Origin of the sequence: Bradyrhizobium sp. CB2312, from assembly GCF_029714425.1 — a bacterium.
Taxonomy (GTDB): domain Bacteria; phylum Pseudomonadota; class Alphaproteobacteria; order Rhizobiales; family Xanthobacteraceae; genus Bradyrhizobium.
On sequence record NZ_CP121668.1, the window covers coordinates 6,635,212 to 6,658,692 of the forward strand.

A 23,481-nucleotide genomic window follows, 5' to 3' on the forward strand; every position below is an offset into this window, starting at 1 on the left:
GTCAAATCCCCTCCTTGTGCTGCATCCACCAGGCGCTCATCGCTGCCGCGGACTCGGCACAGCCGAACCGCGCGCGCCAGCCGAATTCATCGGCCATCCGCTTGACCGACATCGGCGCACGATCCCTCCCATGAAGCTTGATGAAGTTCTTCTCTCTCGGTGTCGCGAGCCGGCATTGCAGGCCGGGATGCAACGCGGCAAAAGCCTCGCCCCATTGCAGCGCCGACCAGGCCGCGCCGCTGGAGATATTGTAGAGCCGGTGGCGCGGCCGCTCGGCCTCGATCAGCACGGCAACGGCTTCGGCGACGTCCGGCGCGTAGGTCCAGTCCTTCATCCCGGGAGACGGCATGATCGCCGGCTCGCCTCGCGCGAACGCCGCCAGAATCTGGAATTGAAGACTGGGCGTGTCGCGCACCGAGCTGGCCTGCTCCCACGGACCGAACACCGCGCTCAGCCGCACGCTCAGGAACTCTCCGCCGAAGAGTTCGGCATAGCGGGCGACAGATCGTTCCGAGGTGAATTTGCTGATCGCGTAGAACGAGACGGGATCGCAAGGCGTCTCCTCGTCCAGCACCGGAAAGCGCTGGCCCGCGGCGCCGTAGGCCGACCCCGACGACAGATTGACGACGCGACGAACGCCGTGGCGGATCGCCGACTGCAGGATCGGTATCTGGGCCATCACGTTGATCTCGAGAACGCGCGCGGGCGAGGCCCGCTCGAGATCATCGCCGGCCGTAACCGCCGCGCCGAGCACGATCGCATCGCAGCCCCGGGCAATGAGGAGGTCGATGCCTTCCGCGTCGGTAATGTCGCCCTGGACGACCTTGAGCCGCTCGCGATAGTCGGTCAGCGACCGCTGCGCCGCCGGAGGCAGCAGCGCACGATCATACAGCGTCACCTCATGCCCGCGCGCGAGCAGCACCTCGGCAAGATTGAGGCCGACAAAGCCGGTGCCGCCGAAGATGACGATCTTCATCGCGCGCAATCCACCATCACAGCAGTTTTGCCCCAAAGTTCCGTTCCGGATCCATGTCCGCAACGAGGCGTCCGGTCGGCTTGGCCGCCTCACCGCCGCTGCGCGCCAGGAATTTTCCACTGCCGGCGCTCGCGAGGCACTTGTTGCCGTCGATGATGACGCGGCCGCGCGACAGCACAGACACAGGCCAGCCCTTCAGCTTGCGGCCGGCGAACGGCGTGTAGCCGGCGAGGTCATGCATCATCTCGTCCGCAATCACGGTCTCGCGGTTCGGATCCCAGATCGCGATATCAGCGTCGGCGCCGACCGCGATCGAGCCCTTGCGCGGATGCAGATTGTAGATTTTTGCCGGGGCTGTCGACGTGAGCTTGACGAATTTTTCCAGGCCCAGCCGGCCCTTCGACACCATCGCGTCGAACAGCAGCGGCAGCCGCAGCTCCAGTCCCGGAAGACCGTTGGCGACCTGCTTGAAATTCGGATTAGGACCCGCACGCAGCTTGCCGGTCTCGTCGTACCGATATGGCGCGTGATCCGACGAAATGGTCTGGAGATCGCCGAGCGACAGCGCCTGCCACAGCGCCTCCTGGTCGGCATGCGTGCGCGGCGGCGGGCTGCACATCCATTTAGCGCCCTCGGCGCCGGGCTTGTCGAGATCGTTCGCGGTGAGGAACAGATATTGCGGGCAAGTCTCTGCGAAGACCTTCAATCCCTGGCCGCGCGAGTCACGGATGACCTTGGCGCCTTCAGCGGTCGAGACATGGAAGATCATGATCGGCTGGTCGATCAGCGCGGCCATGCCGATCAGCCGGGTGAAGGCTTCGGCCTCCGAGACACGGGCGTGGCTGACGGCGTGATATTTCGGCATGGTGTAGCCACGCGCGAGCAGCCGCTTCACCATCCAGGCGATGATGCCGTGGTTCTCGGCATGAGCGCACAGCATCGCACCGGACTGGCGCGCCGCGAGGAGAATGTCGAGCAAGGGCTCGTCGTCGACCTTGAGGCGGTCGTAGGTCATGAAGATCTTGATCGAGGCGTGGCCCTGCTTCACCAGCGCCGGGATGTGCTCCTCGACCGTTTCCTTGGTGGCATCGGCGATGATCATGTGAAAGGCGTAGTCGATCACGGCGCCTTTCTTCGCCAGCGCGTGATAATCCTCCACCACCTGCGGCAGCTTCATGCCGACATGCTGGGCGGCGAACGGGATCACCGTGGTGGTGCCGCCGAAGGCCGCCGACACGGTTGCGCTCTCGAAGGTATCGGCGTTCATGATGCCGGCGGCGGACAATTGCTCGATGTGCGCGTGGCTGTCGACGCCGCCGGGCAGCACCAGCTTGCCGCGCGCGTCGATCTCGCGCTTGCCCGCCGGCAGCCCGCGGCCGATCGCCGCGATGGTCTCGCCTGTTATGGCGACGTCGGCCTCGAAGACGTCGGTGGTGGTGGCAACTCGGCCGCCGCGGATGATCAGGTCGTAAGCGGGTTCAGTCATGAGGCACTCCGTGATAGGCTCAAGGCACGCAATCGCAATTTCGCAGGAAGACCATCATGTCTCGGCCGCGCATCCTCGTCATCAATCCGAACTCCAATCCCGCGGTCACGCAAGGGCTGGAGGATGCGTTGAAGCCGCTCGGCTTCGAGGGCGGGCCGGAACTGGTCTGCCAGTCGCTGGCCGAGGGTCCGTTCGGCATTGAAAGCCAGGCCGATGTCGATAGCGTCGCGATGCCGCTGCGCCGCCTCGTCGAAGGCGACAACAGCTCGGCGGCCTTCGTCATCGCCTGCTACAGCGATCCCGGGCTTCAGGTTTGCCGCGAAGGCACGGAGCGGCCAGTGTTCGGCATCGCCGAGTGCGGCGTGCTGACCGCGCTCGCGCGCGCCGAAACCTTTGGCGTCATCGCGATCGCGCAGCGTTCGATCCCGCGGCATATGCGCTATCTCAGGCAGATGGGATTGACCGAGCGCCTCGCCGGCGAGCGGCCGCTCAACATGAGCGTTGCCGAGACTGCTTCGGGCGAAGGCACGCTGGCCAAGATGATCGAGGTTGGCCGCACGCTGCGGGACGCGGACGGCGCCCGCGCCATCGTGATGGGCTGCGCCGGCATGGCGCGTCACCGCCGCCCGCTGGAGGACGCGCTGGGCATTCCCGTGATCGACCCGACACAGGCGGCCGTGACCATGGCGCTGGGCGCGGTGCAGTTCTCGGCTCACTAGGCGTCCTTCAGCTCGTTTTGGTCCTGGCGCGCGAGCGCATGGCTCTCGCGGACAAGCGCAAACGTGTCCCGCTGCGTGGTGTAGAGATTGCCGAACATGCGGCCGATCGGCCGGTACGCATCGAGATCGACATACATGTTGGCCTCATCGACGAGGCCCTCGCGGGCGTGAACCCTGAGCACCTCGCCGACCAGGAGCTCACGGTCGGGCGAGAAGGTCAGCACGACGTGGCGCCGGCATTCCAGCGCGAAGGGTGCCGCAGCAAGGCGCGGCACTTTCACGTCGATGGAGGGAAGCGTGGCAAGCCCCGTCGCAGCAACCTCGCTGTCGCCGGAGGGGAAATCGACGGCGCAGTCGTTCATGGCGACCGACAGCGCCTCATCGACCATGTGCACCACGAACTCGCCGTCGCGATGGATGTTGCGGGTCGTGTCCTTCGGACTATGATCCGGCTTGTGCTGGAGCCCGAGCACGATCAGCGCCGGACTTTCCGAGAAGACGTTGAAGAAGCTGAACGGCGCGGCATTGACCGCCCCGTTCTCGTCCAGCGTCGTCACCAGCGCGATCGGCCGCGGCACGACCACGCCGCAGAGCAGCTTGTAGCGATCGCGCGGATCGAGCTCGCGCAGGGAGATGCCCTTGTCCGCCATCAGCCTCACGTCTCCGGCGGCGGCACGGCGCCCGTGCGACTGGTGATCAAGCCGTAATGCTCGATGCGGCGGTGCGCCGCGAAGTTGAAGATCGTGGTCTTGCCGAAGGTGGTGGCATCGAGGTCGCACGCGTGAACCAGAAGCTCGTCCTCGTCCGTCCTGGCCTCGGCGACGATCTCGCCATTGGGATCGACGATCAGGCTGCCGCCGAATAACGGATGGCCGTCCTCATTGCCGGCCTTGGCCACCGCGACCACCCAGGTCGCATTCTGATAAGCGCCGGCCTGCACGGAGAGGCGATTGTGGAACAGGCGCTTCTCGACGCCCTCCTCGCTCTTCTCGGCGTTCACCGATGGTGTGTTGTAGCCGATCAGCACCATCTCGACGCCCTGCAGGCCCATGACGCGATAGGTCTCGGGCCAGCGGCGGTCGTTGCAGATGGCCATGCCGATGACGCCACCGAGTTCGCGCCAGACGTTGAAGCCGAGATCGCCCGGCTCGAAATAGCGCTTCTCGAGATGCTGGTGCGAGCGCTTGGTGTCGTAGTCCACATGGCCCGGCAGGTGGACCTTGCGATATTTGCCGACGATCTTGCCGGACTTGTCGGTCAGGATGGCGGTGTTGAAGTGGTGGCCATCCGGCGTCAGTTCGGCGTAGCCAAAGTTCATGGCCATCTGATGCTGCGCCGCACGCTCGAACAGCGGCTTCGTCGCCGCATTCGGCATCTCGCGCTCGAACCAATTGTCGAACTCCGCCCGGTCCTCGACGTACCAGCGCGGGAAAAATGTTGTCAACGCCAGTTCCGGATAGACGATCAGGTCGGCGCCTTTAGCTTTCGCCTCGTCCATCAGCGCGATCATGCGCTTGACCACGGCCTCACGGCTGTCGGCTTTCTGGATCGGGCCCATCTGGGCGGCGGCGACGTTGACGATACGCATCAGCGATTTCCTGGTGATGTCTTGGCAGAAACTGCCATTTGAAGGATGTGGCAGCGCGCGCAGCTTAGCGCAGCATCGCCGGACATTTCCAGCCGGAGGCCTGCGCGAGGGCATGATGTGCATTGCATGCTTCGCATTCAGCCCTGCTCCCTGTCGGCGATGTCGAGGCCATGGTCGAGCGCGTCCAGAAGCTGCCCGGCTTCGTGCTCTGAGATCACCAGCGGCGGCGCCAGGAACAGCGAGGTCTGCTCGCCGCTGGTCCCGATCACTGCGCCGGCCTCCAGCGCCCGCTCGGCCACGCGCGAGGCGATCGGCACCTCGGTGGTGTCGGCGTGCCAGGTGCGCCAGTTCGGACCATGCAGCTCCACCGTCCAGTGCAGCCCCTGCCCCGCCACGCGCTGCACGCTCGGATGTTTCTGCGCGATCTCCAGGAGACGTCGGGTGAACAGCTTCTCCAGCTTCTGAACGTGTTCCAGAATCGAGTCGTCGGTAATGACCTTCAGATAGGCGCTGACGGCAGCCATGCTGATCGGATGACCGCGCAGCGTGCCGTAGTTCTGCCAGCTCGTCCCCTTGAGCCGTTCGACGATGTCCTTGGACACCACCACCGCGGCGACCGCCGCCGCACCGCCGCCGAGCGACTTGCCGAGGGTCACGATATCGGGGCGGCTTTGCGCGCCCTGGAATGCGAACCAGCGGCCCGCGCGGCCTGCGCCGGTGACGACCTCGTCCGCGATCCAGTAAGAGCCTGCCTGCCGCGCACAGCGCGCCACCTCATCCTGATAGGCACCATCGTAATAAATGCCACCTTGTGTGTAGTCGATGATCATCGCTGCAGTGTCCGAGAGCAGGCGCGGGGCATCGGCGAGATATTCGCTCGGCGGGGTGTTGTTGGCCGGCGCGCCGTAGATCGCGCCATCGGGCGCCGGCAAAATCCGCACCGGCGCCATCGGCGCCGGCAGTTTTGAGCCGCCGGCGTGCACCGCGAGACCGCCGTGCCATTGCGGCTGCACCGTCATGCTGCGCGACAGCCCGGTGATACCGTGATAGGCGCGCTCGCGCGTCGCCAGCGCCGAGCGCTGCGTCAGCGCCTGACAGAGCGAGAGTGCCATGTCGTTGGCCTCGCTGCCGCTGATGCAGAAGCGCACCGCGCCGACCCAATCCTCTTCGCCCTTGAAGGCGGTGGCCATCAGGTCGTCGGCGGCCTGCTCGCGACCGACCCAGGTCCAGCCCTCGTTGACGACAGGCGTATCCGCCGCGCGTCGGATCGCTTCCACCATCGCAGGGTGGCGATGGCCGAGGCCGCCGCCGGTGTTGCTGCCGTCGATCAGCTTGCGGCCGTCCGACAAATGGAAGTAGGCGCCCTCGCCGCCGACCACGGCCATCGGCGCAGCCTCGCCCGCGTTCAGCCCGGTTCGCAACAATCTGCTCATCGCGGGTCCCCTCTCGTCGCGGCCACGGCGCCGTAGCCGCCGCCACCGCACATCTCGATCGTGACGAGATCGTCTTGCTGCAACACCAGGTTCGACTTGCCGTCGATTGCAACGTTCGCGCCTTGCCTGACAAGCGAGATGCGACAGGCCTTGCCGGACTCGCCGCCCTGCATGCCCCAGGGCGCAATCACCATGCGCTCGATGCAGGTTGTGAGATGCATCGAAGGCGCCAGGATGCGGTAGGTGCGAACGGAGCCGTCGCCGCCGCGATGCGCGCCCGCGCCACCGGAATTCCGGCGGATGGCCTGCTGCTCGAGCCGGATCGCGTAACTTGCCTCGATCACCTCGACCGGCGTGTTCGAGGTGTTGGACAGATGCACCCGGGTCGCCGAGGTGCCGGCCCGGTCATGCCGCGCGCCTTCGCCGCCGCCGTGAACCTCGTAAAGCATCTTCCACGAACCGTTCGGCCGCGGTTCGGCGAAGAACAGGACGCCGGCAGTGGTCGCACCGCCCGCCGACAAGCGCTCGGGAATGGTGTCCTGCATCGCGCGAAAAATCGCATCGACGATGCGCATGGAGGTCTCGTGGTTGCCGGCCGCAACCGACGCGGTCCAGCCCGGCTCCAGGATCGAGCCCGGCCGCGTGATGATGGCCAGCGGCCGCAGGGCGCCCGCGTTCTGGTTCATGTCGCGCCCGCTCATGATGCGCGCGGCATAGGCAACGGCCGAGCGCGCCATGAACGGCGTTGTGTTGCAGAAGTTCGAGACGCGGTCGCAGCTCCCAGAGAGGTCGAAGGTCGCCTCGTCGCCGCGAATGGTGATCTTGACGTGAATGCGCGCCGGCGCGTTGTTCTCGCTGCCGTCGTCGAGGTAATCCTCGCCCTCATAGACGCCGTCCGGCAGCTCGCGCAGGGCCTCGCGCATCTCGATCTCGGAGAGATCGTGCAGGCGCGACTGCGTCGCGGTGAATACCGCCTTGCCGTGCTCGCGGCAGAGCTCGACGATGCGCTTCTCGCCGGCCTTGGTCGCCGCGATCTGGGCGAGCAGATCGCCCTCGCAGGACTCGGCATCGCGGACATTGGCCTTGAGCAGTTGCACGATCGGTGTGTTGACGCCGGCTGAGGTTGCGATCAGCACCGGCGGAATCCGCATCGCCTCCTGGAACGTGTCGACCGCCTTGGCGAAATAGCTGCCGGGCCAGGTGCCACCGATATCGGGCCAGTGGGCGAGGCTGATCGCGAACGCCACGATCTCGCCGTCGACGAAGACCGGGCGCACGACCTTGACGTCGTTGAGGTGATTGCCGCCGAGCGCGCCGACATTGTAGATCACGACGTCGCCGTCGTTCAGGCTCTCGCGCGGCAAGACCTTCAGCAGTTCGGGAATGGTGTAGGCCATGGCGCCGAGATGGATCGGGATGTCGCGGCCCTGCCCGACCAGGCCGCCATGACCATCCGTGATCGCCGACGACAGATCGCCAGCCTCGCGCAGCAGTGGCGAGCGCGCCGACCGGGTCATCACCAGGCTCATCTCCTCGGCCGCGGCCGAGAGCCCGTGCCTGATGACCTCGACGACGAACGGATCGAGCTTCATGCCACCCTCCGCGTCAGGAACAGATTGCCGGCGGCGTCTGGCCTGGCCTGCCAGCCGGGTGGCACCACCACGGTGGACCATGCGTCTTCGATGATGGCGGGGCCGTGGACGATGTCGGTCAGCGAGGCGCGGTCGATGATCGCGGTTGCGATGTCGTGGAAGCCGTCGAACGAGCAGATGCGCGCGCCTGACGACACCGCCCTCACCGCGGTCGCCGGCCGGCTGACCACGGTTGTCGATGGGCGACGGGCCTGCACCCGCACGGATTCGATGACGCAAGGCTCGCCGGTCGCATAGCCGAAGAGCTCGTTGTGCCGCGCCAGGAAGTCCTTCTTGAGCTTGGCGACGTCGAGCGGCAGCGTGAAGGTTACCGGGATGGCGTCGTTCTGCGCCGCATAGCGCATCAAAGCCACCAGCTCGACCTGGATCTCCGCCTTCGCAACACCATTAGCGATCAGCGGCGCCGAGGCATCGTCGATCAGCGTTCCGATCCGCTCCGATACGCGCGCAAGATCGATGCCGTCGAGGGCAGCGCGAAGGGTCTGCTGCTGAAGGAAGCTGAAATCGGCGGTGAGGCAACCCAGCGCCGAGAATGCGCTGGAGGCGCTGGGCACGACGACCTCTGCAATGCCGTAGAGATCGGCAAGGCCTGCTGCATGCATGGGACCGCCGCCGCCGAAGGCGAGCAGCGTGCAGTCGCGTCCGTCGATGCCGCGCTCGACCGTGACGCGGCGGAGCGCGCGGGCCATGGTCGCGTTCGCGACCTTGATGATGCCGAGCGCCGTTTCGGTCAGGCTCAGTCCCAACGCGCTCGCGATCGGCGCAATGACGCGCTTGGCGGCCTCGATATCGATGCCGATGCGCTCTCCCAGCTTGGTTTCAGGATTGAGATAGCCGAGCACGGCATTGGCATCGGTAATGGTGGGCTCCGTGCCGCCGCGGCCGTAGCAGGCCGGACCCGGCTCGGAGCCGGCGCTCTCGGGACCGACGGTCAGGCCGCCGGGACCGTTGCGCACGATCGATCCGCCGCCCGCGCCGATGGAATGAACCGCAAGCATCGGCTGGCGCAGCGGCTTGTCACCGAGCATGCGGCCGTCGGCCATCTCGGCCTGGCCATCGACGATCAGGCAGACGTCAGTCGTGGTGCCGCCCATGTCGAAGGTCAGCATGCGCGAGGTGCCGAGCTGCCGCGCGATGCTGACGGAGGCCGAGACGCCGGCGGCCGGCCCCGACATCGCCATCACCAGCGGCCGCCGCTTCACCGCCGAGATCGGGACCATGGCGCCCGCGGAATGAAACACCTGCAGGCCCGCACCGATCGGCAGCCGCTGCTCCAGCTCGCTGAGATATTCCACTGCGATCGGCATCGCGGCAGCGTTGAACACGGTGGCCGAGGTCCGCTCATATTCGCGCGCCTCGGGATTGACCTCGTGCGACAGCGAGACATGGGCGACGACGTCCTTGAGGCGTTCGCCCACCATCCTCTCATGCACCGGATTGGCATAGGCGTGCAGCAAGGCCACGGCGACGCTCTGAACGCCGGTCTGCATCAGCCAGGAGACGAGACGCTCGATCTCCGCCTCATCCAGCGCCTTCAGCACCCTGCCTTCGTGATCGAGGCGCTCGGCAAGGCCGAAACAACGTTCCGGCGGCGCCAGCGGTGGCGATTTCGGCGGAATGTCGAGCCGATAGAGATCGCGGCGGCGATAGCGCGCGATCTCCAGCACATCGGCAAATCCTTCCGTCGCGACCAGCGCCACTTTCGGGAGCCGGTTCTCGACAATGGCGTTGGTGACGCGCGTGGTGCCGTGGACGAAGCGCTTGACCTCGCTCTTGCGCAGCCCCACCGCCTCGATCGCCTCCAGCATCGCCTGGACCGGCGCCTGGGGCCGCGACGGCACCTTTGCGATCCGCGTCTCCGCAGAGCCGCGCCTGATGGCAATGATGTCGGTGAAGGTGCCGCCGATATCGGTGCCGACTTCCCAGTGATGTTCGGAAGAGCTCATGTGCAGGGGTCAGCTACGCGTGACGTCCGGACCGGACCCCGGGTCCTTCCCATCCATCGCAACGTCGAATGCCGAACCGAGAGCGCTCATCATGCATCCCCTGTCATGCCACCGGACGCGAGCGTGCGACAGAGCGACGGCTTCGCGATAGGGCCAGGATTGTCGCAAACCGCTAGACCAGTACGTGGGCGGCATCGCGCGCGGCTGCACGTTTTGGTGCAGCGGTGCCCGCGCAAGGAGCACGCAAACGAGTGCCGTGCCGCGCCAGACGAGTGCGGCGCACCACGGAATTTACCGCGCAGAATCGTGGTGCCCGCTGCACTGCAATCGAAGCGCCCAAATCGGCTGTCTAATTTGCAGGCGATCGACGGGCACTGCGGGATCGCAACCTGGCTACGAGCCATGCAAGACGGTCGGCTCAGCTACTCTTTATTGTACGAACAGTAAGTGAGGAAATCGCCGGCTCGGATGGTGCGTTGCGGGGGCCGGAACCGATGCAAGCCGCGATTCTCGCAAGCAGCGGAGAGGCATCTTCGACCTGCAGCCGCCCGTAACCCAACACGAGCCCTTGCCGCGTCGGCGGCTCGAGAAAGTTTTGCGACAAGGGCTGCACGTGGATACTGGCCTGCTTCAGGCTTGCAGCCGCCTCGCGATCGCTCGTCCGCGCCCGCATCGCCGCGGTGAACTCGGCCACCAGATGCAAGCCCGTCACCGCCGCGGAGACGGTCAGATCATCGGGCATCAGCGCCGCGATCGCATCGATCAGCGCGCTCCGTCGCTCCGCATAGACCCGCCGCATCGCGCGCAGATGCCGCAGCAGATGTCCTTCGAGCATGAACTCGGCCAGCGCGAGCTGCCCGATGCCGGAGGTGTGCACGTCGATCCGCGCGCGCCCTTTCGAAAAGCTTTCGATGAAACGCCTGTTGGCGACGATGTAGCCGAGCCGCAGGTTCGGCATCATGATCTTGGAGAAGGTGCCGAAATAGATCACCCGCCCCTCGCGATCGAGCGAGCGAAGGGAGGCGATCATGCTGTCCTGGTGCCTGAACTCGGAATTGTAGTCGTCCTCGATCACCCAGACGTCGTTCCTGTTGGCCCAGTCGAGCAGCTCGAGCCGCCGCTCCAGCCCCATGCTGACGCCAAGCGGATATTGATGCGACGGCGTGACCACGATCAGCTTCGCGCGCGGTGCGCGCCGGATTCCTTCGGAGACGACGAGGCCCTTGTCATCGACCGGAATCGGAACGAGTTTTGCGCCGGCCGCCGTGAGCGCCCAGCGGGCTTCAACGAAGCCGGGCTCCTCGACCCAGACCTCGTCGCCGGGATCAAGGATCATCCGGCTGCAGAAATCCAGCGCGCCCGATGTCCCTGAGGTGACGACGACCTCCTCCGGCGCGCAGACGAGCCCGCGCACGGAGCCGAGGAAGTTCGCGATCTCGCTGCGCAGCCGCGGATGACCTTCCGCGGGAAGATCGAGGCACTCCTGCTCCCTCGGATTCTGCCAGCTCTGGCGCAGCAGGCGCGACCATTCCTTGAACGGGAAGGTCGAGATGTCAGGCGCGCCGGGAGCGAATTCCGACGGCCAGTTGGTCTCGTAGTCGGAGGCCAGCAGCGATCGCCAGCGCTCCGACATGTGACCGGGCTTGGCGTCAGGCGATGTCGCGGACGGAGGCTCCACATGCGGCGTCGCGACGGCCGCCACCATGACGCTCCCCCGCGGCATCGAGGCAAGATAGCCTTCGGCGTAGAGCAGATCCCAGGCGGTCAGCACCACCGTACGCGAACAGCCCAGTTCGCGCGCGATCTCGCGCGAGCCCAAAAATTGCGTTCCGGCGGGAAAGACGCCGCGCAGGATGCCGTCGCGGATATGGGCCGCGATCTGCAGATGCAGCGGCACGGCCGACGTGCGGTCGATATGCATCCCCGCGAGGGATACGCGCTTGCTCGGGTGACGGCTGTTGTCCATGTCCCGTCCGTGAGGCAACGCAGGTGCAATCCACCGTCATTCCGGGGCGCGCCACTTGGCGCGAGCCCGGAATCCATTTGTACGCGTAGCGTGCTGTGCGATGGATTCCGGGCTCGCGCTTCCGCCTTCGCTCTTCGAGCTTCGGCGGACAAGTCGCGCGCCCCGGAATGACACCGCGTCTGACTTTACGCGCTCGCCTGCGTGACGAACTTGGTGTTGAGGTAACCCTCGATCGCCTCGAGGCCGCCTTCCGAGCCATAGCCGGAATCCTTGATGCCGCCGAACGGCACTTCCGGCAGCGCGAGGCCATGATGGTTGATCGAGACCATGCCGCTCTCGATGTCGGCGCCGATTGCCTGCATCGTCTTGGTCGAGGTGGTGTAGGCGTAGGCCGCAAGGCCGTAGGGCAGACGGTTCGCCTCGGCCACCACCTCGTCGTAGCTGCGGAACGAGGTGATCGGCGCCAGCGGGCCGAACGGCTCCTCGTTCATGATGCGGGCATCGCGCGGCACGTCGGTGATGACGGTCGGCTCGAAGAAGAAGCCCTCGTTGCCGATGCGCTTGCCGCCGGCCTGCACCTTGGCGCCGCGCTGGACGGCGTCGGAGACCAAACCCTCCATGGCATCGACACGGCGCGGGTTCGCCAGCGGTCCCATGCGGGTGTCCTTGTCCAGGCCATTGCCGACCTTGAGGCTCTTGGCGGCTGCGACAAACTTGTCGACGAAAGGCTGGTAGACGCTTTCATGCACCAGGAAGCGCGTCGGCGAGACGCAGACCTGGCCGGCGTTGCGGAACTTGTTGGCCGACAGAATCTTCGCGGCGTTGTCGAGGTCGGCGTCGGCGAACACGATCGCCGGCGCGTGACCGCCGAGCTCCATGGTGACGCGCTTCATGTGCAGGCCGGCGAGCGCGGCCAGATGCTTGCCGACCGCGGTCGAGCCCGTAAAGCTGATCTTGCGGATGATCGGGTGCGGGATGAGATATTCCGACACTTCGGCCGGAACGCCGAACACCAGCTGGACGACGCCGGGCGGAATGCCCGCGTCGGCATAGGCGCGCACCAGCTCCATGCAGCTCGCAGGCGTCTCTTCCGGCCCCTTCACGATGATCGAGCAGCCTGCGGCGAGCGCAGCCGAGATCTTGCGCACGGCCTGGTTGATCGGGAAATTCCAGGGCGTGAACGCCGCGACCGGGCCGACCGGCTCCTTGGTCACGAGCTGCGAGACGTTGCCCATCCGCGGCGGCACGATACGGCCATAGGCGCGGCGGGCCTCCTCGGAGAACCAGTCGATGAGGTCGCCTGCCAGCATGGTCTCGCCCTGCGCTTCCACGACGGGCTTGCCCTGCTCCATGGTCATGACAGGCGCGATCTCGGCGGCGCGCGCACGGATGATGTCGGCGGCCTTGCGCATCAGCTTGTAGCGGTCGAACGGCGAGGTCTTGCGCCAGACCTCGAAGCCGGCCCTGGCGGCCTCCAGCGCGCGGTCGAGGTCCGCCTTTGAAGCGTGCGGGGTCTTGCCGATCGGCTGGCCGGTCGCGGGATTGAGGATGTCCTCCGATTTGCCGGACGTGCCGTCGGTCCACTCGCCGGCGATGAACATTTGAACTTTCGGATACATCCTCGTTTGCCTCCATGATTTGGCGCATCAGCGGGCTTGGCGCCCGCCGTTTCAAGCCGGCGCAGAGCTACACCGAAAGGGGCCAAACGAAAAGGGATCAATGATGCCGCAGCAACGCATCGCTGATCTTCTCGGCGGCCATGATCACGGGGATGTTGGTATTGGCCGTCGGCAGCCGCGGCATGATCGAGGCGTCCGCCACGAAGACATTCTCGCTGCCGATCACCCTGCCCACGGGATCGACCACCGCCATCCGGTCGGCGGGGTCGCCCATGCGGCAGGTGCCACCGGGATGCCAGACGCCAAACACGCTCTGCCGCACGAAAGCTTCCAGCGCGCGGTCGTCCGCGAGCGTCGCCTGGAAGGCCGTGCCGTTGAGCAGCACGAGCCGGATCAGGAGCTGCCGCAAGCCCGCGGGCACGTCGAGCATCGGCCCAATGATGGAGGCGACGATACGGTTGGCGGTGCCGTACCGGCTCAGGCGCTTGATGCGCGGGGAATAGGAGGCCGGAAAGAAATCGCCGGCCTCGGGATTGAGCTGCGGATGCACCACGAGCCTTGCCAGCAACCGGACGGCTGCGACGAGCCGCTCGAGATCACGCTCGTCGGACAGCAGATTGAGATCGACGACCGGATAGGCCTTCGGATCCGGGCTCGCCAGGGTGAGCGAGCCGCTCGAATACGGCCGGTTGCACCAGAGGAAATAGAGCCCGAGCCGTGTGCCCAGCGCGTGCCAGCCGCCGCGGGCCGAGGCCGTGATGTACATGTCGGAGGCATCGCAGCCCGGCTGGCCCGACGAGAACCGCATGGCCGTGAAATTGGGGCGGCGCCGGGCCAGCGGCAACCGCAACCGCCGCGGCAGATATTGGCAGAAGGTCAACGCGGGATGATCGCGCAGATTGCTGCCGACACCCGGCAGATCGATGTTGACGGGAATGCCGAGCGCCTGCAGCAAGGGCCCCGGGCCGATGCCCGCCCGCATCAGGATCGCCGGCGATTGCAGCGCGCCTGCCGTGAGGATCACGCGGTCGACCTTGACTGTGAGCTTCTGCCCACCACGCGCGACCACCACACTCCTCGCGCAGCGGCCCTCGAGCTGGAGCTGCTCGACCTCGCTGTCGGCCCAGATGGTCAGGTTCGGCCGTGCCCGCGTGGCCGCATCGAGATAGCCGGCGGCCGCGGAGACGCGGCGGTCGTTGCGGTTCGAGAACGCCGGCGGGAAAATCCCATCCTCGAACTCGGCGTTCTGGTCCTTGCGAAACGGCAGGCCGGTCGCCGACAGCGCCTCGCCCGCCGCGCGGCCAAACGCCGGCATCGCCTCGGGCGCGATACGGCGGATCGGAATCGGGCCGCCTCCGCCATGCAGCGGGCCGTCGAAATCCAGATCGGTCTCGAGCTTGAGGAAATAGGGCAGCACATCGGTCCAGCCCCAGCCGCGCGCACCGAGCTCGTGCCATTCGTCGTAGTCGCGCGGCAGGCCGCGATTGGCCGACTGCACGTTGATGCTGGAGCCACCACCCATCACCCGCCCCTGCTCATAGGCGCGGACGACCGGCTTGCCCTCGGTGTTACGGCCCGCCGCCGCCGACAGGCCAGGCCAGATGTACTTGTCGCCATAGAATAGCGACATCGGATAGCTGTCGAGGATTTCCGCAGGCGTCGCCTCCGGCGGCGTGTCCATTCCGGCTTCGATCAGCAGCACGTGACGGCGCCCATCGGCAGAAAGCCGGTTGGCGAGCACGCAGCCCGCCGACCCGCCGCCGACGATCACATCGTCGAAATGCAGTCCATCCATTCCCGTCTCGTTGAGCAGTTCGATAGGCCGGCGCGGCCGCTTGTGCAGCCGCGCCGAATTTGGCTCAGCGGAAGTTGCCTTTGGTCTCGGGGATCACGACGGCTCCGATCAGATAGATCACGAACACGCCGACCGCGAAGTAAGCCAGCGACATCGGAATCTGCGCCGGGCTGGCGCTCACCAGCGAGACGAAGGTCGGCATCATGCCGCCCAGCGCAAAGCCGATGTTCCAGGACAGGCCCGTGCCGCTCGCGCGCAGCGCGGTCGGGAAGCGCTCGTTCAGGAAGATCAGCACCGGCGCGTAGCCGGCATTGCCGATGAAGGCGATAGCGAGCGCAAGGAGCGTGATCTGCGTCGTGTCCTTGGTGGCCGCGAGATTGAGATAACACAGCGGCAGCAACACGGCCGCCAGCGCGCCGATCAGCAGGAACGTCTTCTTGCGGCCGATCCAGTCGCTGAGCGCGCCGACCAGCACCGCGGAGAAGAACGCCGACACGCTCGCACCCATCAGGATCAGCGACGAGGTCTGGTTCGGCACTGCGTTGATCACCTTCAGGAAGCTCGGCAGATAGCCCGAGGTCAGGTAATAGCCGGCGCCGCCGCCGAAAGTGATCAGCAGGTTGATCAGCAGCACGCCGCGATATTCGCCGGAGAACACGTCCTTGACCGGCGCCTTCGAGACTTTCACCTGCTTGTTGCCCTGCTGGCGCTTGAGCTCCTTGAAGTATGGGGATTCCTCGAGGTTGCGAAAGATGAACCAGCCGAGCAGCGAGCTGAGCAGTCCCGAAAAGAACATGAAGCGCCAACCCCACACCGCGAAGGCATCGCCGGGGAAGACCGAGGACGTGATCAGGAAGATGAAGGACGCAAGCAGCGCGCCGATGCCGGCGCCGCCGCCGCCGACCAGGCCCGACATCGCGCCGCGCCATTGCGGCGGCACGGATTCGGTGCCGATCGTATGCGTCGAGGCGACGACACCGCCGACGAACACACCCTGCACCAGGCGCAGGATCAGGAACACGACCGGCGCGATCACACCGACCTGCGCGATGGTCGGTAATAGGCCGAACGCCGCGGTGCTGAGGCCGACGCCGATGATGGCGATCAGCATGGCCTGCTTGCGGCCGTGCACGTCGGCATAATGGCCGAACACCGCCGAGCCGAGCGGCCGCATCAGCAGCGTCACGGCGAACGAGCCGTAGACGGCCGCCAGCGACAGCGCGGCATTGCTGGATGGAAAGAACAGCGCGCCGACGACCGGCGCGACGTAGAGCAGAATGAACAAATCGAACAGATCGAGCGCCCATCCGAGCACCGACGCGATGATCGCATTGACCATCTGCTTGTTATCTGCGGATGCTTGTGCACCCGCGACCGGCATATCCATCTCAGCCATGTTGTTTTACCTCCCCCGTTTGAGTAGCGCCGCGGTCCGCGCCATTGCGAACCGCGGCCGTTAGTCCAGTCGCGTATCAGCGACCGACGAATTTCGGCGGGCGCTTGGCATTGAAGGCCTCGACGCCCTCCTTGAAGTCTTCCGACTGGCGCAGGCGGCTGTAGCAATGGCCTTCGAGCTCGATGGCGATGGCGAGGGTCGAATCCTCGGTGTCGTTGAGGAGCTTCTTGGCGGTGCGCTGCGCCAGCGGCGAGAAGGTGCGGAGCTCGTCGACCAGCTTGTCGGTCGCCTTCTCCAGCTCGGCATCCGGCACGCATTCGGTGGCGATGCCCCACTCATAGGCCTGCTTCGCCGAGATGCGCTTGGAGCGCATCACGATGTCCTTGGTGCGGGTGATGCCGACCATCTTCTGCAGGCGGGCCGAGCCACCCGACCCCGGGATCTGGCCGAGCTTCTGCTCCGGGAGCGCGTATTGCGTGGTCTCGGAGGCGATGCGGAAGTCGCAGGCGAGGGACAGCTCGAAGCCGACGCCGAAGCAATAGCCGCGATTGGCGACGATGACCGGCTTGGCGCAGCGCGCCGGCGCGGCGATGTTCCAGGCGAGCTTGGAGACATGCTCGGGGCTCGCCTCCATGAAGCCGCCGATATTGCCGCCGCTGGAGAAATGCTCGCCCTCGCCGCGCACCACGATGACGCGCACGCGCGGATCCTCGTCCAGCGTTTCGAATGTCAAGCGCAGCTGGTCGCGCTGCGGCATCGCCACGACGTTGTAGGGCGGCCTCCCCAAGATGATGTCGGCGCGCTCATGCGCCTCGTCGATCTCGACCTTGAACCCGTCGAGTTTTGCGAGTCGGGGATCGGCGAATGTATAGGGTGACGGCATCTGTGCTTCCTTCTGTTGATGGTGATGATCAGGCGGCGTCCGATGGCGGCAGGCGCTCGGCCTCGTATTCTCCGGCAACGAGCAGTCGCCGCAGCAGCTTGCCGACCGGCGATTTCGGGATCGCGTCGACGAAGACGTAGCGGCGCGGCCGCTTGAAATTGGCGAGACCCGAGGTGCGGCAGAACTGCTCCAGCTCGACCTCGGATACGGCGCGATTGCGCTTGACGAAGGCGGCGACGACCTTGCCCCACTTCTCGTCGGCGACACCGACAACCGCGACCTCGTCGACGGCGGGATGCAGCGACAGGCAGCTCTCGATCTCGACCGGCGAGACGTTCTCGCCGCCGGTGATGATCATGTCGTCGACACGGCCGGTGACGAACAGATCGCCGTCGGGATCAACGAAGCCGGTGTCGCCCGTGAAGTACCAGCCCTCGCGCAGCGATTTTGCGTCGGCCTCGGGGCGACGCCAGTAGCCTTCAAAAGCTTCGTCGCCTTTGAGCGTGGCGATGATCTCGCCCTCCTCGCCGACCGCGGCGAGCTCTGCGACCGACTTCGCGCCGATGCGCACGACCTTGACGTGCTGGTTCAGCCCCGCTTTGCCGGCCGAGCCTGGCTTTGCGGCAGCATCCTGATCGATCGTGAAGGTGTAGATCTCCGAGCTCCCGTAGTGATTGACGAACAGGTTTGGTTTGAACGCCTCGTTCAGCTTCTTCAGCAGGCCATCGGTCATCGAGGCGCCGGCAAAGCCGAGCTTGCGCACGCTGGAAACGTCGGTCTTGGCGAACGCCTCGTGATGGACGAGGTCGTGATAGAGCGTCGGCACCAGATAGAGGTTGGTGATGGCTTCCTGCTCGATCAGGGCCAGCGCCTGGCGGCTGTCATACCGCGGCAGGCAGATGAAGCAGCCACCGATTAGCGACATCGCCAGCAGCGAGCGGACGCCCATGGTGTGATAGAGCGGCATGACGCCGAGTGTGCGCTCGCCGCGGCCATAGAGATTTTGCGCCACATGGGCGATCGCGGCGGCACGTTCGGCACGGTGGCGGCGCGGCACGCCCTTCGGACGCGAGGTCGTGCCCGAGGTGTAGAGCATGATCGACCAGGCATCGGCGCCGACACGCGGCTCGGCATCGGGCGCAGCGTCCTTGATCAAATCGGCAAAGCTGGTGGCCTCGCCCGTCCCGGGATCGACGGACACGCGCAGCAGCTTGCCTGACAGCGCCGAGCCCTGCACCGCCTCGGCGGAGATGTCCTGGTATAACACCGCGCGGGCCTCGGCATTCTCGATGCAGTAATCGAGCTCGTCGGCCTTGGCGCGCCAGTTGATCGGCGTGATCACGATGCCCGCGAACTGGCAGGCCCAGTGCAGCGTCGCCGCTTCCCAGCGGTTCTGCAGCAGCGTGACGACGTGATCGCCGGGCTTGAGCCCAAGGCGGTCGAACGAGACCACGAGCGCGGAGATCTTGTCGTACCATTGCCGATAGGTCAGGCGGAGATCACCGTCGACGAGCGCAATGGAATTGGGATCGCGCGCGGCGCTGGCGATGAAGCTGCTGGCGAGATCAAGCATCAGACGTCTCTTTTTTGGATGAAGCAAGCTCAGCGGCGGCTTCCAGCGCCGCCTGGATGATCGGGGTGTAGCCGGTGCAGCGGCAGATATGCCCGCTGAGGAGATCGCGGATCTCCGCTTCGGTCGGCGCCGGATGCTTCGCGAGATAATGGTCGAGCGACATCAAGATTCCGGCGGTGCAGAAGCCACACTGGAGCGCGTGGTTGCGGCGGAACGCTTGCTGCAGCACGCCGAGCCGGTCGGCCGAAGGCGCAAGCCCCTCGACCGTCTTGAGCTCGCAGCCATCGACCTGCGCCGCGAGCGTCAGGCAGGACCGCGTCAACATGCCGTCGACGACGACGGTGCAGGCGCCGCAAACGCCGTGCTCGCAGCCGACATGCGTCCCGGTCGCACCCAGCTGGTGGCGCAGGAAATCGGAGAGCAGCATGCGCGGCTCGGCCTCGCCCTCGACCGGCCTGCCGTTCAGCGCGAAGCGGATTGCATGGCGGTGATCAGCCTTGAGATGGGTCATTGCACCACCTCGCCGATCAGATCGCGGCCAATCATGCGCACGAGGTCGCGGCGGTAGCGCGCGGTGGCGTGGACGTCGTCGCGTGCGCCGAGCTCGTAGGCAAAGGCGTTGAGGGCATCGTCGAGCGCACTGCCCTCCAGCCGCGGCCAGTCGCGCGCCGTCGGCACGTCCGCGACCCCGCCGACAGCGAGACGCACGCCGGTCGGCGTTTTCATCGCGGCGCAGGCGACGATGGCGAAATCGCCATGCCGGCGCGCGACTTCGCGGAAGGCGAAGCGCGATCCCTTGACGATGGGGAGCGAGATGCCCTCGATCAGCTCGTCGTCGGCGCGCGCCGTCAGCATCATGCCGGCAAAGAAGTCTTTGGCGGCAACGCGTCGGCGTCGTTTGGCGCTGCGGAGCAGCACTTCGCCGCCGAGCGCGACCAGCGCGAGCGGCATCTCGGCGCTGGGATCGGCATGCGCGAGTGAGCCGCAGATGGTGCCACGGCTGCGGGTCTGCATATGTCCGACCCAGGGCAGCGCCAGCGCCACCAGCGGGAGCGCCTCAGCAAGATCAGGCCAGGCCAGGAGATCGGCCTGGCGCACACCGGCGCCGATCACGACGGCATCGCCCTTCCGCTCGATCTGGCGGAGCTCCCTGATGCGCATGATGTCGATCAGCAGATTCGGCTTGGCGAGGCGCATGTTCAGCATCGCCATCAGCGACTGGCCACCAGCGAGCACACGGGCGTCGCCGCCTTGCTGTGCGAGGCCTTCAAGCACATCGCCGACGGTTTCGGCGCGGAGATAATCGAATGCGGGCGGCTTCATCGGCGCCCCCCGAACAGGCTCGCGACCTTCGCCAGCAGCGCGAACAGCGAGAAGCCGCCCCTCTCCGCCCCGCCACCGCCCGCCTTGCGGGCGAGCGCGGTGAAGAACTGGCCGATGATCACGCGCGTCGCGCCATCCAGCAGCCGGCCGCCAATGCTCGCGACCTTGCCGCCGATGGCGGCGTCATAGCTGTAGGTGAGCTTCGTCCCGCCGTTGCCGTCGGGCGCGAGCGTAATGCGCCCCTCGGCGTTGCCGAAGCCGAGCGCGCCAGTGGCGCCGCCGCGCAAGGTGACGGCGTGCGGCGGATCGAGATCGAACAGTTCGACGTCGGCGCGATAGCGTCCGGTGACGGGGCCGATGCCGAGCGTGACGTCGGCGCGGAAATGGGTGTCGGTGATCTTGTCGACGCGCTGGCAGCCGGGAATGACCGATTGCAGCGCGGCGGGATCGAGCAGCATCGCCCAGACCTGCTCGGGCGCCCCCTTGACCGAGGCCTGCCCCTCGCCGTGCAGCCGCCGGTCGCCTTCGCGCGCAGGCGCCGCGGTCGCGTCACCTTCCGGCGGCGGCGGCTCGGCGCCGCGCACGAGCTCCGCAAGTCGCGCCGGCACCAGCGGCAGCGTGATATCGGCAACGCCGAGCGCATCCGCGACCGCATTGGCGATGCACACCGGCGTCGACATGCAATTGCCTTCGCCGACGCCCTTTGCGCCGAGCGGCGTGAACGGCGACGGCGTCTCCATGTGGAAGATCTCGGGCTCCGGCACCTCGGTCGTGGTCGGCAGCAGATAGTCGGCAAGCGTTCCCGTCAGGAAGCTGCCGTCCTCGGCGTAGGCGTATTCCTCGTAGAGCGCGGCACCGAGCGCCTGGGTGAAGCCGCCGCGGATCTGGCCGTTGACCATGCCGGGATGCAGGATCGTGCCGCAATCATGCATGGTGACGTAGCGATCGATCCGCGTCTCCAGCGTGGTCCGATCGACCTCGACGCCGCAGAAGTCGAAGATGAAACCGTGGCAGAGCGAGGAGTTGATGCGGTCGTCATCATCAGGCGGCGTCAATTCCGGCGGCGTCCAGAACACGGTCTCACGAATGGTCTGGCCGGCATCGTCAGGCAGCGAGCCCGGCGACCAGTGGCTGAGCGCGGCGACGCGCGAGAACGCGATCCGGTTCTCCGGATTATGCTTCGAGGCGACGAAACCCTTTGCGAACACGATGTCGGCGGCCTCGACATTCAGCCGACTGGCGGCGATGCGCGCGAGCCGACCAGCGACGCGTTCGGCGGCGAGCTTGGCCGTGCCTGCCACGGCGGCGGCGAAACGGCTGGCGTAATTCCCTGAGGCGATCGACCAGGCATCCTTGGCGGTGTCGATCTCGGTGTTGACGCGGATATCCTTGGGCTGGAGGCCGAAGACATCGGCGACGACCTGGGACAGCACGGTGCGGTGGCCCTGCCCCTGCGGCACCGAGGCGACATGAACCGTGACGCTGCCGACCGGATCGAGCCCGACGGTGGCGGTCGCCTGCGCGCCGTTCTTCGGTCCAGCCTTGCGGCGCTCGGCCGCCGTCAGCACGGTGGTGATGTAGCCCATGTTCGAGACGCTGGGCTCGACCACCGCGGTGAAGCCGATGCCGTAGAGGCGCCCCTGCGCCCGCGCCGCGTCGCGCTTCGCCTTCAGCACGGCAAGCCTGCCCTGCTCGACTGCGCGCGCGACGGCTTCCTGGTAATTGCCGGAATCGAGTAAGGCGCCGGTCGCGGTGCGATAAGGGAAAGCGCCCGCATCGATCAGGTTGCGCTTGATGACATCGAGCGGATCGACCCCAAGCCCGATCGCGATCCGCTGCACCAACCGCTCCAGCGCGAAATAGACCTGCGGACCGCCAAAGCCGCGGTTGAGGCCGGTCGGCGTCTTGTTGGTGACGACGACACGATTGCGGATCTTGACGTGGCTTATGTCGTAGGCGCCGGTCAGATTGCCGTGCATGCGATACAGCGTTGCCGGTTCGGGCGCGCGTAAGTGAGCGCCGCAGTCCTCGACCTGGTCCCAGTCGAGCGCGAGGATCTTTCCATCGGCCGCGACCGCCGCTGCCAGCGTCGTCGCGCGATTGGTCGCCGACACCGATGCGGTGAGATGTTCGAGCCGGTCCTCGATCCACTTCACCGGCCGTCCCGTGAGGCGCGCGGCGGCGGCGATCAGCACGATGTAGGGAAACACGCCCTGCTTGACGCCAAAGCTGCCACCGGAATCCGGCGGCGTGCGCAGCCGCAGCCGGTTGCCCGGCACCTTTAGCGCACGCGCAATCACCGTGTGGATGCTGAACGGACCCTGGAAATTCGCGAGCACCTCATAGGCGTCCTCACCGGCGTCGTGCGAGGCGACGACGCCGTAGGTCTCGATCGGCGTGCAGGAATTGCGGGGATAGCGGATATCGATGGAGAAACGATGCGACGCATCCGCAAAGGCTTTTTCGGGATCGCCATAGCGGAATGAGCGATCGCTGGCGAGATTGCCGGGAAAGCCGTCATGCAGCACCGGCGCGCCGGGCGCGATCGCGCCGAGCGGATCGACGACGGCGCCGCGCGGGCGATATTCGACATTGATGAGCTCGGCCGCATCCTCGGCGCGCGCACGATCCGAGGCGACCACCACGGCGACCGGTTCGCCGACATAGCGCACGCGGTCGATCGCAATGGGCCAACACTCCACGGGCGCCTTCACGCCGACGACGAGGCTCGTGGTGACGGCCTTGACGTCGCTGCCGGTCAGAACCGCCGCGACGCCCGGCAGGCGGTTTGCAGCTTCAGTATCGATGGAGAGAATATCGGCATGCGCATGCGGCGAGCGCAGGATGGTTGCGTGCAGCGTGCCGGGCTGGACGCCGAGATCGTCGATGAAGCGGCCGCGGCCAGAGAGCAGCGCGGCGTCCTCGATGCGTTCGATCGAACGCCCGACCCACGGCTCATCGCCACGTCCCGGATTTGCGGATTTGACCGCCTGCAACATGTCCCGGCATACCTCCCGATGCGTTCTTTGACGCGACGGTGACGTTTGTCAGGACTGGGGGTACGCGGGCCATACCGCCCGCTCTCACGACTTACCAAATCGTCTCATTCGAGAGCGTGCAGCGCAA

At 66.4% G+C, this 23,481-nt stretch carries 17 protein-coding genes; 1 reads left to right on the top strand and 16 read right to left on the bottom strand.

Annotation, left to right across the window (positions count from 1 at the left end; translation table 11 throughout):
- Window position 1 precedes the first annotated feature (1 nt).
- On the bottom strand, window positions 2-976 hold the full coding sequence (locus QA642_RS32435) for an NAD(P)-dependent oxidoreductase (RefSeq protein WP_283080514.1): 975 nt from the start codon (window positions 974-976) through the stop codon (window positions 2-4).
- Window positions 977-992: 16 nt separating this feature from the next.
- Window positions 993-2,462 carry a dihydropyrimidinase gene (gene hydA, locus QA642_RS32440; RefSeq protein ID WP_283080515.1) on the bottom strand — a complete coding sequence of 490 codons (1,470 nt, stop codon included), beginning with the start codon at window positions 2,460-2,462 and terminating at the stop codon, window positions 993-995.
- Between the two features lie 56 nt (window positions 2,463-2,518).
- Between hydA and QA642_RS32445 the strand changes: the two genes are divergently transcribed.
- Window positions 2,519-3,181 (top strand): aspartate/glutamate racemase family protein, encoded by a 663-nt coding sequence (locus QA642_RS32445; protein ID WP_283080516.1) that lies wholly within the window; start codon window positions 2,519-2,521, stop codon window positions 3,179-3,181.
- Here the strand turns inward: QA642_RS32445 and QA642_RS32450 are convergent.
- From QA642_RS32450 to QA642_RS32515, 14 genes are all read right to left on the bottom strand, one after another.
- Complete coding sequence (locus QA642_RS32450; protein ID WP_283080517.1) at window positions 3,178-3,831, bottom strand: flavin reductase family protein; 654 nt, start codon at window positions 3,829-3,831, stop codon at window positions 3,178-3,180. The two genes, QA642_RS32445 and QA642_RS32450, sit on opposite strands and share 4 nt — an antisense overlap.
- A 5-nt stretch (window positions 3,832-3,836) precedes the next feature.
- Window positions 3,837-4,769: an N-carbamoyl-D-amino-acid hydrolase gene (locus tag QA642_RS32455; RefSeq protein WP_283080518.1), complete on the bottom strand. Its 933-nt coding sequence runs from the start codon at window positions 4,767-4,769 to the stop codon at window positions 3,837-3,839.
- Window positions 4,770-4,906: 137 nt separating this feature from the next.
- A complete protein-coding gene (locus QA642_RS32460; protein WP_283080519.1) occupies window positions 4,907-6,202 on the bottom strand; it encodes an aspartate aminotransferase family protein in 1,296 nt (431 codons plus the stop codon).
- A complete protein-coding gene (locus QA642_RS32465) occupies window positions 6,199-7,794 on the bottom strand; it encodes a hydantoinase B/oxoprolinase family protein (protein ID WP_283080520.1) in 1,596 nt (531 codons plus the stop codon). Before QA642_RS32465 ends, QA642_RS32460 begins: the two co-directional genes overlap by 4 nt.
- Window positions 7,791-9,800: a hydantoinase/oxoprolinase family protein gene (locus QA642_RS32470; protein ID WP_283080521.1), complete on the bottom strand. Its 2,010-nt coding sequence runs from the start codon at window positions 9,798-9,800 to the stop codon at window positions 7,791-7,793. Before QA642_RS32470 ends, QA642_RS32465 begins: the two co-directional genes overlap by 4 nt.
- A gap of 418 nt (window positions 9,801-10,218) precedes the next feature.
- Complete coding sequence (locus QA642_RS32475) at window positions 10,219-11,766, bottom strand: PLP-dependent aminotransferase family protein (protein WP_283080522.1); 1,548 nt, start codon at window positions 11,764-11,766, stop codon at window positions 10,219-10,221.
- Between the two features lie 185 nt (window positions 11,767-11,951).
- A complete protein-coding gene (locus QA642_RS32480; protein WP_283080523.1) occupies window positions 11,952-13,385 on the bottom strand; it encodes an NAD-dependent succinate-semialdehyde dehydrogenase in 1,434 nt (477 codons plus the stop codon).
- A gap of 97 nt (window positions 13,386-13,482) precedes the next feature.
- Window positions 13,483-15,180, bottom strand: a complete 1,698-nt coding sequence (locus tag QA642_RS32485; protein WP_283080524.1) for a GMC oxidoreductase — start codon at window positions 15,178-15,180, stop codon at window positions 13,483-13,485.
- 64 nt (window positions 15,181-15,244) lie between these two features.
- Window positions 15,245-16,576 (bottom strand): MFS transporter, encoded by a 1,332-nt coding sequence (locus QA642_RS32490; protein ID WP_283080525.1) that lies wholly within the window; start codon window positions 16,574-16,576, stop codon window positions 15,245-15,247.
- Between the two features lie 76 nt (window positions 16,577-16,652).
- Window positions 16,653-17,459 carry an enoyl-CoA hydratase-related protein gene (locus tag QA642_RS32495; RefSeq protein ID WP_027558985.1) on the bottom strand — a complete coding sequence of 269 codons (807 nt, stop codon included), beginning with the start codon at window positions 17,457-17,459 and terminating at the stop codon, window positions 16,653-16,655.
- A gap of 28 nt (window positions 17,460-17,487) precedes the next feature.
- Window positions 17,488-19,032: an AMP-binding protein gene (locus tag QA642_RS32500; RefSeq protein ID WP_283080526.1), complete on the bottom strand. Its 1,545-nt coding sequence runs from the start codon at window positions 19,030-19,032 to the stop codon at window positions 17,488-17,490.
- Window positions 19,025-19,543 carry a (2Fe-2S)-binding protein gene (locus QA642_RS32505; RefSeq protein ID WP_283080527.1) on the bottom strand — a complete coding sequence of 173 codons (519 nt, stop codon included), beginning with the start codon at window positions 19,541-19,543 and terminating at the stop codon, window positions 19,025-19,027. Before QA642_RS32505 ends, QA642_RS32500 begins: the two co-directional genes overlap by 8 nt.
- Window positions 19,540-20,355, bottom strand: a complete 816-nt coding sequence (locus tag QA642_RS32510; RefSeq protein ID WP_283080528.1) for an FAD binding domain-containing protein — start codon at window positions 20,353-20,355, stop codon at window positions 19,540-19,542. The genes QA642_RS32505 and QA642_RS32510 overlap by 4 nt, the downstream gene beginning before the upstream one ends.
- Window positions 20,352-23,354 (bottom strand): molybdopterin cofactor-binding domain-containing protein, encoded by a 3,003-nt coding sequence (locus tag QA642_RS32515; RefSeq protein WP_283080529.1) that lies wholly within the window; start codon window positions 23,352-23,354, stop codon window positions 20,352-20,354. The genes QA642_RS32510 and QA642_RS32515 overlap by 4 nt, the downstream gene beginning before the upstream one ends.
- Window positions 23,355-23,481: the final 127 nt, after the last annotated feature.